This window comes from Caulobacter sp. P1_B12_2, assembly GCF_056406675.1.
Genome location: NZ_JBFTZS010000171.1, coordinates 1 through 8,997, shown reverse-complemented (window position 1 = coordinate 8,997; position 8,997 = coordinate 1). Strand labels below are relative to the sequence as shown.

The 8,997-nt window shown below is 67.6% G+C and carries 7 protein-coding genes and 1 tRNA gene; 6 read left to right on the top strand and 2 right to left on the bottom strand.

All coding sequences use genetic code 11. The annotated features are described in order from the left end of the window. Together AC1DZ6_RS12435 and AC1DZ6_RS12430 are read left to right on the top strand one after the other, a co-directional pair. A partial coding sequence (locus AC1DZ6_RS12435; RefSeq protein WP_477097485.1) for a glycoside hydrolase family 43 protein occupies positions 1-1,271 on the top strand: 1,271 nt, incomplete at its 5' end. Between the two features lie 337 nt (positions 1,272-1,608). Further along, positions 1,609-4,530 carry a TonB-dependent receptor gene (locus AC1DZ6_RS12430; protein ID WP_477097484.1) on the top strand — a complete coding sequence of 974 codons (2,922 nt, stop codon included), beginning with the start codon at positions 1,609-1,611 and terminating at the stop codon, positions 4,528-4,530. 274 nt (positions 4,531-4,804) lie between these two features. Here the strand turns inward: AC1DZ6_RS12430 and AC1DZ6_RS12425 are convergent. Continuing rightward, positions 4,805-4,879 (bottom strand) — tRNA-Thr (locus tag AC1DZ6_RS12425). Positions 4,880-4,969: 90 nt separating this feature from the next. On the opposite strand from AC1DZ6_RS12425, the gene AC1DZ6_RS12420 reads away from it, so the two are divergent. The 4 genes from AC1DZ6_RS12420 to map all read left to right on the top strand — a co-directional run bounded on the left by AC1DZ6_RS12420 (position 4,970) and on the right by map (position 7,810). Further along, complete coding sequence (locus AC1DZ6_RS12420) at positions 4,970-5,137, top strand: hypothetical protein (RefSeq protein WP_477097483.1); 168 nt, start codon at positions 4,970-4,972, stop codon at positions 5,135-5,137. 122 nt (positions 5,138-5,259) lie between these two features. After that, complete coding sequence (gene murA, locus AC1DZ6_RS12415; protein WP_477097482.1) at positions 5,260-6,558, top strand: UDP-N-acetylglucosamine 1-carboxyvinyltransferase; 1,299 nt, start codon at positions 5,260-5,262, stop codon at positions 6,556-6,558. Further along, entirely contained in the window at positions 6,551-6,979 is a 429-nt protein-coding gene (locus AC1DZ6_RS12410) for a DUF2948 family protein (RefSeq protein WP_477097481.1), read from the top strand. The genes murA and AC1DZ6_RS12410 overlap by 8 nt, the downstream gene beginning before the upstream one ends. Positions 6,980-7,063: 84 nt before the next feature. Further along, the gene (gene map, locus AC1DZ6_RS12405) at positions 7,064-7,810 is read left to right on the top strand and encodes a type I methionyl aminopeptidase (protein ID WP_477097480.1); all 747 of its coding nucleotides are present in this window, start codon (positions 7,064-7,066) and stop codon (positions 7,808-7,810) included. Between the two features lie 12 nt (positions 7,811-7,822). On the opposite strand, the gene AC1DZ6_RS12400 is transcribed toward map, so the two are convergent. After that, positions 7,823-8,614, bottom strand: a complete 792-nt coding sequence (locus AC1DZ6_RS12400; protein WP_477097479.1) for a CPBP family glutamic-type intramembrane protease — start codon at positions 8,612-8,614, stop codon at positions 7,823-7,825. Between the last annotated feature and the right edge of the window lie 383 nt (positions 8,615-8,997).

The following is an 8,997-nucleotide window of genomic DNA, read 5'->3' as shown; positions in this document are numbered from 1 at the left end:
ACGACAGCAAGGGCGCGATCGATCCGGCCCCGTTCTGGGACGACGACGGCCAGGGCTGGCTCGTCCACGGATGGGCCGCCAGCCGGGCGGGGTTCAGCAACGTCATCACCGCGCGGCGCCTGAACCCGGCGGGCGACAAGACCGTGGGCGAGCCGGCGACCCTGATCGACGGCGCCAAGCTGCCGGACACGGCCACAAGCTTCGGGCCCTCGCCTTGGTTCACCACCGAGGGGCCCAAGCTCTACAAGCGCGACGGCTGGTACTACATCTTCGCCCCGGCCGGCAGCGTGAAGGGCGGCTGGCAGGGGGTGTTTCGATCCCGTTCGCTGCTAGGTCCCTATGAGGGCCGCAACGTCCTCGACCAGGGCAAGACCCAGATCAACGGGCCCCACCAGGGCGCCTGGGTGGTCACGCCGAAGGGCGAGGACTGGTTCCTGCATTTCCAGGACACCGACTCGTACGGGCGGCGGGTCTGGCTGGAGCCCATGGTCTGGAAGAACGGCTGGCCGGTGATCGGCGAGGACCGCGACGGCGACGGCCGGGGCGAGCCGGTGCTTCGCTGGCGCAAGCCGAAGGTCGACAAGCCGGGCGCTCCGACGGCGATCCGGGCCAACGACACGTTCGACGGCGCGCTGTCGCCGGCCTGGCAATGGAACGCCAATCCCGAGGACGACTGGAGCAGCCTCACCGCCCGACCCGGCGCGCTGCGTCTGAAGTCCATCTCCTCGCCGGAGAACCTCTGGGAAGCGGGCGCGCTGCTGACCCAGAAGCTCCCCGGCCCGTCGTTCAGCGCGACGACCAGGATCGCGTTCGCTCCCAAGGCTGTCGGCGAACGGGCGGGCCTGGTGATGTTCGGCGCCGACTATGCCTGGATCGGCCTGGAGAAGACGGCCGACGGCGTGCGCCTGGTCCGGGTGGACCGCCTCGGCGCCGACACCTTCAAGCCCGAACAGGTCACGGTGGGGCTGACTCAGGCGCCCGCCAGCGTCTATCTGAAGCTCAGCGCTGCGCCGGTAACCGTCGCCGAGCCGCCGCCGAACTTCCCCCACTACGCGCCCTCGATGCTGCGCTCGACCCACGCCAAGGTCGTGTTCAGCTACAGCCTCGACGGGGTGACCTACACGCCGCTGGGCGAGCCGTTCGTCAGCAAGCCGGGCCGATGGGTCGGCGCGCAGATGGGCGTGTTCAGCCAGGCCGCCGCGGGCCGGCCGGCCTACACCGCCACCCGGATCGGCTGGACCGACGTCGGGGCGTTCGAGGTCACGCCCTAGCGGCGAGGCGGAAGAGATCAGGGTTGATATCGATATCTACCTCAGGGTGTGCCTGGGCGGCCTTGGCTCGGCTGGGCACGCGCCTGCGCGATGGTTGGCGAATGGTACGATAAATGACGTGTTGCAATTCTGATTGATATCGATAACAATCTTCAAGCGGCATAACACGGTCGCCAAGACAAAATGAAACGACATCGGCGAGGCCGCATGCCGTTCGGAGTGAAACGAAGAGGCTTACCGCAGAGCGCGTCGGGACCGTCACGGCAAGAGCCGGACGGGTCGTGCGCCCGCCGCCTGATCAGGCGGCGCAATCAGAAACAGACCGGAGGGGACACACATGTCGAAGCCAACCCACACCGCGCGTCACCGCGCCCAGGGCCGCCTCCTGGCGACCGCGTCGATGGCCGCGCTGCTGGCGGCGGGCTGGACCGCGGCCAGCGCCCAGACCGCGCCCGCCGCCGGCGAGGTCGTCGAGGAAGTTGTCGTCACCGGCATCCGTCAGAGCCTGCAATCGTCGGTCTCGATGAAGAAGAACACCATGGAAGTGGTGGACTCCATCCGCGCCGAGGACATCGGCAAGCTGCCCGACCCCAACGTCGCCGAGACCCTGACCCGGATCCCGGGCGTCCAGGGCTATCGCTACGGCGGGGAGGGCGCTTCGCCGGTCGGTTCGGGCAGCGGCCTGACCATTCGCGGCCTGTCGGGCCAGACGGCCTCGCAGGTGGACGGCCGCAGCTATTTCACGGCGGGCGGCAGCGAGTTCAACATCGAGGCGGCCATTCCCGGCATGATCTCGGGCCTGGACGTCTTCAAGAACCCTTCGGCCGAACACATCGAAGGCGGCATCGGCGGCCTGGTCGACATCCGCACCCGCAAGCCGCTGGACCTGAAGGGCTTCACGGCCAGCGCGGCCCTGTCGGGCAAGTACAACGACATGGTCAAGAGCTGGCAGCCCGAATATTTCGGCCTGGTCTCCGATCGCTGGGACGTCGGTGAAGGCGAGATCGGCCTGCTGCTGGCGGCCAACTATCAGAAGAGCTGGAACCGCTCGGACAACGCGCCGGGCGTCGGCGGCTCGCAATTGCGCCGCGCGATCCGCGCCGACAGCGCCGAGTACCTGGCCAACACCAGCCTCAACCGCGCCTATGTCGGGCGCAGCGACGTCACCTATCTCGCCGACGTCGATCCGCTGACCCTGACCGCCGATCAGCGCGCCAACCTGATCAACGTGACCGGCGTCCAGCTGAACGTGAACGAGGAAGACATCCAGCGCACGCGCAAGGGCTTCAGCGGCGCGTTCCAGTACAAGCCGCGCTCAAACCTCGAATTCTACGTCGACGGCAACTACAATTCCTATCTGTACCACCAGGGCTATCGCTTCCTGAACATGGTGGACAGCCGCTACGCCAAGGGCCTGGTCACCACCCCGTTCAGCACCACCGAGGGGCTGACCAACCGCAACAGCAACGGCGGCGACGATCTCGTGCTGGCCGGCCAGCGGTTCGCCAGCGGCACGCTGCTGGGCTCCAGCCTCAACAGCACCGGCGGCGACGAGCACCGGATCTACCGGACCTGGATCCTGGCCGGCGGCGCCAAGTGGAGCCCGACGGACGTCCTGGATCTCAAGCTCGACGTCTCCTACGTCGACGCCTATCAGCATCAGGACAACCGCTCGATCGGCCTGGCCACGCGCAACGGCCTGACCTGGGACGTCACCCGCGCGATCGGCGCGCCGCAGCAGGTGGCGATCGCCGGGCCGGATCTTTCCAGCCCCGGAACCTGGGCGTTCAACACCTACGCCAACGGCACCAACAACGTGTACGACGACAAGGGCGTCGCCGCGCAGTTCGACGGCAAGTACAAGTTCCCCGGCAGCGTGGTGGAGGACGTCAAGTTCGGCGCCCGCTACTACCGCAAGAAGTCGCGGTTCTATAACTACAGCTTCAGCGGCAAGAACCTGACGACCGACGGCCTGGCCCTGGCGGCCAATCAGTCGAACGCGGTCTTCGTGACCAGCGCGCCGGACCTGGTGGCCGGCTCGCACACCAACTGGTTCGACGGCGAGGGCGGCTACAGCGGCGGCTATCTGACGGCCAATCCGAACTCGCTGCTGGGCGACAACATCCGCAACCGCTTCCCGCTGGCCGGGATCCCCTCCGAGGATTCCTTGCCCGAGGTCGTCACCTCGCGCCGCCTGGCCGTCGAGGAGACCTTCGCCGGCTACGGCGTGGCCGACTTCGCCTTCCTGGACGACCGCATCCGGGGCAATGTCGGCGTGCGGGTGGTGCGCACCAACCTGGACGCCGAGGCCCAGATCGCCAGCACCGTCGGCGGGGCTTCGGTCATCGTGCCGAACCGGTCCAGCAACAGCTACACCGACGTCCTGCCGACCTTCAACGTCACCGGCTACATCACGCCCGACACGCTGCTCCGCTTCGGCTACGGCAAGGGCCTGACCCGTCCCAGCGTCGCCGACATCAACCCGGTGATCAGCACCAACCCGACCACCGGCCTGGGCTCGCAGGGCAACCCCAACCTCGAGCCGCTGCGCGCCGACAGCTACGACCTGTCGCTGGAGAAGTACTTCAACAGCACCAGCTACGTGTCGGCCGCCTTGTTCTACAAGGACGTGAAGGGTTTCGTGCTGGGCGTGGACGAGTGCCAGACGGTGGCGACCTCGCCGCCCTATTCGGGCACGACGTCCAACAGCTGCCCGACCGGCCAGTACCGGATCACCAAGTCGGTCAACGCCGATCCGGGCTACGCCAAGGGCGTCGAACTGGCCGCCCAGACCTTCTTCGACTACGGCTTCCTGCCCGACTTCGCCAAGAACTTCGGGGTCCAGGCGTCCTACACCTACGTCAAGACCGAGCTGCCGGTCGTGCTGAACGGCAAGAAGGTCAAGGTCCGCCAGCCCTTCCAGTCGGACAACAATTACAGCATCGCCGGGCTCTATGAGAGCGACTTCATGTCGGCGCGCCTGGTTTACACCTACCGCTCCGACTACGTGCTGTTCGGCGTCTCGGCCAACCCGATCGATGGCCGTTACCTGAAGGGCTACGGCATTCTCGACGCCTCGGTGAACTTCAATCTGCGCAAGGATCTGTCGCTGTCGCTGACCGCGTCGAACCTGACCAACAAGGCGCCCCAGCGCTATGTCGGCGAGCCCGGCGGCGACTACGACACCGACATCCTGCGCCAGTACTTCATGAACGGCCGGATCTACGGGGTCTCGCTGCGCTACAAGTTCGGCGGCTAGTCCAGTCGCCCATCCTCCCCCCTGCAGCGCCGCCCTTCGGGGCGGCGTTTTTTTTGGTCCGTGAACGCGTTCCAGAGGGCCGTGAGGGCCGGTTGGGGCTTTTCCCAGGGCAATCCGCCACCTGCCTCGCGAGCGCCTCTCTATCGGGCCACGGCGGTGGTCGCCTTCGAGGTGTCGCGATCATGCTCCCACGAGGGGCAGGACGTTCAGATTTGAGGATTTAGGGGGCGGGGAGTGGTCGGGACCCAAAGCCTTGACTGGCTCTGGGTCCCGATGGTGCCACGACTGGGACTCGAACCCAGGACCTCAGCCTTACCAAGGATGCGCTCTACCACTGAGCTACCGCGGCGAAGAGGAGGGGGCGTATAGCGAACGAAACGCGGTTGGCAAAGGCTAAATCGTCTTGACCGATCGTCGCAGCGCTTTCACCTGTGGAAAGATGAGCCAGAACCCCAAGCCCCATAACGAGAAAGCCGAGCGCGAAGCGCGGCTGGCCCAGGCGCTGCGCACCAACCTTCGGCGCAGGAAGGCCGCGCCCGCCCCAACGGACAAGGGGGCGGCCAAGCCGGAATCGCCCCGTTCGGACGACGAGACCCCCTCCGACTGAGGAGGAACCTTGAGGAATCGGTGCAGCCCCTTGCGCGGGCTCTTGCAACCAGTAGAACCGCCCTTTCACATGTGACCGCGCGGCGACATTCCCCCGACAGGCCGCGCGACGAGGGACTTTCATTGGATCGTATCGCCATCACCGGCGGCGCGCAGCTGAACGGGATCATCCCGGTGAGCGGCGCCAAGAACTCGGCCATCAAGCTGATGGCGGCCAGCCTGCTGACCGATCAGCCGCTGCGCCTGACCAACATGCCGCGCCTGGCCGACACCAAGTTCCTGGGCAAGCTGCTGACCCGCCTGGGCGCCAATGTCGACGAGCGCGAAGGTGCGGACGGTTCGGAGACGGTGCTGCACGCCGCCGAGATCACCAGCGGCTTCGCGCCCTACGACCTGGTCCGCCAGATGCGCGCCTCGTTCAACGTGCTGGGCCCGCTGATCGCCCGCACCGGCCAGGCCAAGGTGAGCCTGCCCGGCGGCTGCACCATAGGCGCGCGTCCCGTCGACCTGCACCTGCAGGCGCTGGAAGCCCTGGGCGCCAAGATCGACCTGCACGAAGGCTACGTGTACGCCCAGGCCCCGCGCGGCCTGAAGGGCGCGGAGATCACCTTCCCGTTCGTCTCGGTGGGCGCCACCGAGCACGCCATGCTGGCCGCCGTGCTGGCCGACGGCGTCACCCGCATCCACAACGCCGCCTGCGAGCCCGAGCTGCTGGACCTGCAGATCTGCCTGAACGCCATGGGCGCCAAGGTGGAAGGGGCCGGCACTTCGATCATCACCATCACCGGCGTCGCCAAGCTGCACGGCGCGACCCACTCGGTGATCCCCGACCGCATCGAGATGGGCACCTACGCCGTGGCCGCCGCCATGGCCGGCGGCGAGGTCCAGCTGACCCGCGCCCGTCCCGAACTGATCGACAGCCTGCTGGTCAAGCTGGAAGAGGCCGGGGCCGGCGTCGTCCGCACCGAGGACGGCGTGATCATCAAGCGCAACGGTCACCGCCTGGAAGCCGTGGATGTCGAGACCCAGCCCTATCCGGGCTTCGCCACCGACCTGCAGGCCCAGTTCATGGCCCTGATGACCACGGCCAAGGGCGAGAGCCGGATCCGCGAGACCATCTTCGAGAACCGCTTCATGCATGCCCCCGAGCTGATGCGCCTGGGCGCCGACATCTCGGTGTCGGGCGGCGAGGCGGTCGTGCGCGGCGTCGAGCGGCTGGAGGGCGCCGAGGTCATGGCCACCGACCTGCGCGCCTCGGTCAGCCTGGTGATCGCCGGCCTGGTCGCGCGCGGGGAGACCACGGTCAGCCGCATCTACCACCTGGATCGCGGCTTCGAACGCCTGGAAGAGAAGCTGGGCGCCTGCGGGGCCCAGGTGCGCCGGATCAAGGGCGAAGCCGAAAGCGACGCCGATCATGACTGATGCGCCTCTGAAGCTGCTGGCCCAGGACGCCGACGACCTGGCGGTGGTCTCGGCCGCCCTGCAGGACGCGGTGGCCAAGATCGGCGACATCCGCTGGGACGCTTCGGCGCGCACCCTGACCCTGGCCTGCAACCGCTTCCGCTGGGAGTCCGGGACCAAGAAGGGCCAGCGCATCCGCTCGGCTCTGCAGCTGGGCGACGTCACCGGCGTCCAGGCCCGCAAGCTGCGCCGCGACGCCAAGGGCGCGGTGGTCGAGCTGCTGTCTGTGGCCTTCGAGCCCGGCGAGGCCCCCGGCGGCGTCGTGCTGCTGACCTTCGCGGGCGGCGGCGACCTGAAGGTCAGCGTCGACTGCCTGGACGTGATCCTGGCCGACGTCTCGGAAGCCTGGTCGACCCCGCGCCGTCCGGGTCACGCCGACTAGGACGCTCGCCGTCGCGGTCCTGCCGGACGTTGCGCCGGCCCGCCGTAACCGACATCGTGCGCGGGCGGCTACGGAGACACTGCCATGACCATCGAGAACGAAGACCAGCTGGAGAAGCTGCGCATCGTCGGCAAGCTGGTGGCCCGCACCCTGGCCGCCATGGGCGAGGCGCTGGAGCCTGGCATGACCACCAAGGAGCTGGACGACTACGGCCGCGCCCTGCTGGAGCAGGACGGCGCGCGCTCGGCCCCCGAACTCACCTATAATTTTCCGGGCGCGACCTGCATTTCGGTCGGACCCGACTGCGCGCACGGCATCCCGGACGACACGGTGGTCAAGGCGGGCGACCTGATCAATATCGACGTCTCGGCCGAGCTGGACGGCTATTTCGGCGACACCGGCGCCAGCTTCGCCGTTCCGCCGACCACCAAGCGCATCGAACGCCTGTGCCGCGACGGCCGCCGGGCGATGTGGGCCGGCATTCGGGCCGTGAAGCCCGGCGCCCGGCTGAACGAGGTCGGCCGCTCCATCGAGAGCTTCGCCCAGAAGAACGGCTACAGCCTGGTGCGCAACCTGGCCAGCCACGGCGTCGGCCGCTCGCTGCACGACGATCCGGCGGAAATCCCGACCTGGTACGAGCCGCGCGACCGCCGGGTCATTCCGGAAGGCCTGGTCTTCACCATCGAGCCGTTCCTGTCGCTCGGGGCGGACTGGGTCGAGGAGCTGGATGACGGCTGGACCCTGCGTCCGCCGCAGCGCCAGGCCACGGTGCAGTACGAGCACACCCTGGTCGCCACCCGCGGCGGGCCGCTGATCCTGACGCTGGCCTAAGGACGCGTCGCCCTAGGCGAGGCTGGCCAGCACCATTCCGCCCCCCAGAAGGATCCAGTCATTGATGATGTGGGCCCCGGTCGACACCCAGATGTTCTTGGTCATGATGTAGGGCAGGGTCAGGACCAGCCGCGCGCCGCCGATGATCACCAGGCACTGGGCCAGGTCCCAGCCATAGGTCGGCAGATGCAGGGCGCCGAACCAGGCGGCCGACAGGATCCAGGCGCCGACGATCGCCCATCGCCGTGACAGCCCGGCTCGCCCGCTGAGCAGGGTCACCAGCGCCAGGAACGGCAGGATCGTCAGGATTTCCTCGCCGAACAGCTGCGGGATCGTTTTGACGAAGAACAACACGCGGTCCGCGCCGGTCATGGTGTGAAAGCGCGCGAAGATCGGGTTGGCGTTGGCGCCCAGAAACGTCTGGACCAGATAGCCCACCAGCACGGTGACGACGATGTTCAGCAGCGCGAAGGCGAACATCCACAGGACGTCACGAGGCCCGACCTTCCGAAAGATCGCCGTCCATCCGCGCGGCGCGGCGACCGCGAGGGCCGCCAGCGGCAAGGCGACGAACAGCACCGCCGGCCCGAAGGCGTCCAGCCCGGTCTGAAGCGCTGGAACGGGCATGACGAGCGCGGCGAATCCCAGGACCACCGCGAGCATGACCAGCAGCCAGCGGCCCGCCGACAGGCGCACCGGTTGGCCGTCGTAGAACGGCAGATCGTCGTTTCGATATTCGAACCAGAAACGCTCGGTCTTCGCGACGCCGGCGACAGGCGCCGGCCCCGGGGTGTCGGTCATCATGCAACGTCACCTCGAGATCAGCAGCTTTTCCGGTCCGCCATTGTAGAGCTAGCGTCGATGCCCACTCTTGGCGAGTAAAGAAGGCTTTCCCGCCCTGAACTTCGACGTTCGCCGCGAAAATTGACACAATCTCAGGCCGCTCGACTTTCGCGCACACTGGCCGTCACCTACACATGGTCAGGTTGACCGGCCGGCGAACGGTCCGGACCTTAGGAGTAGGCTGAAAATGCGAAATGGGATTTTGCTCTCGTCGATCCTGGTCGGAACGACCTTGCTCGCCAGCCAAGCCGCCGCTCAGGTCACGCCGTCGGATGTTCGCGATCTGGTGGGCGCGCGCGGCTCCAGCGGCGAGGCCGAACTGGCGTCGCGCGGCTATGTCAATG

What these genes read in the sequence shown, in the direction of transcription:
- AC1DZ6_RS12430 (WP_477097484.1), top strand. Translation starts at nt 1,609, where the DNA reads ATGTCGAAGCCAACCCACACCGCGCGTCACCGCGCCCAGGGCCGCCTC.
- AC1DZ6_RS12420 (WP_477097483.1), top strand. Translation starts at nt 4,970, where the DNA reads ATGAGCCAGAACCCCAAGCCCCATAACGAGAAAGCCGAGCGCGAAGCG.
- AC1DZ6_RS12410 (WP_477097481.1), top strand. Translation starts at nt 6,551, where the DNA reads ATGACTGATGCGCCTCTGAAGCTGCTGGCCCAGGACGCCGACGACCTG.
- map (WP_477097480.1), top strand. Translation starts at nt 7,064, where the DNA reads ATGACCATCGAGAACGAAGACCAGCTGGAGAAGCTGCGCATCGTCGGC.
- AC1DZ6_RS12400 (WP_477097479.1), bottom strand. Translation starts at nt 8,614, where the DNA reads ATGATGACCGACACCCCGGGGCCGGCGCCTGTCGCCGGCGTCGCGAAG.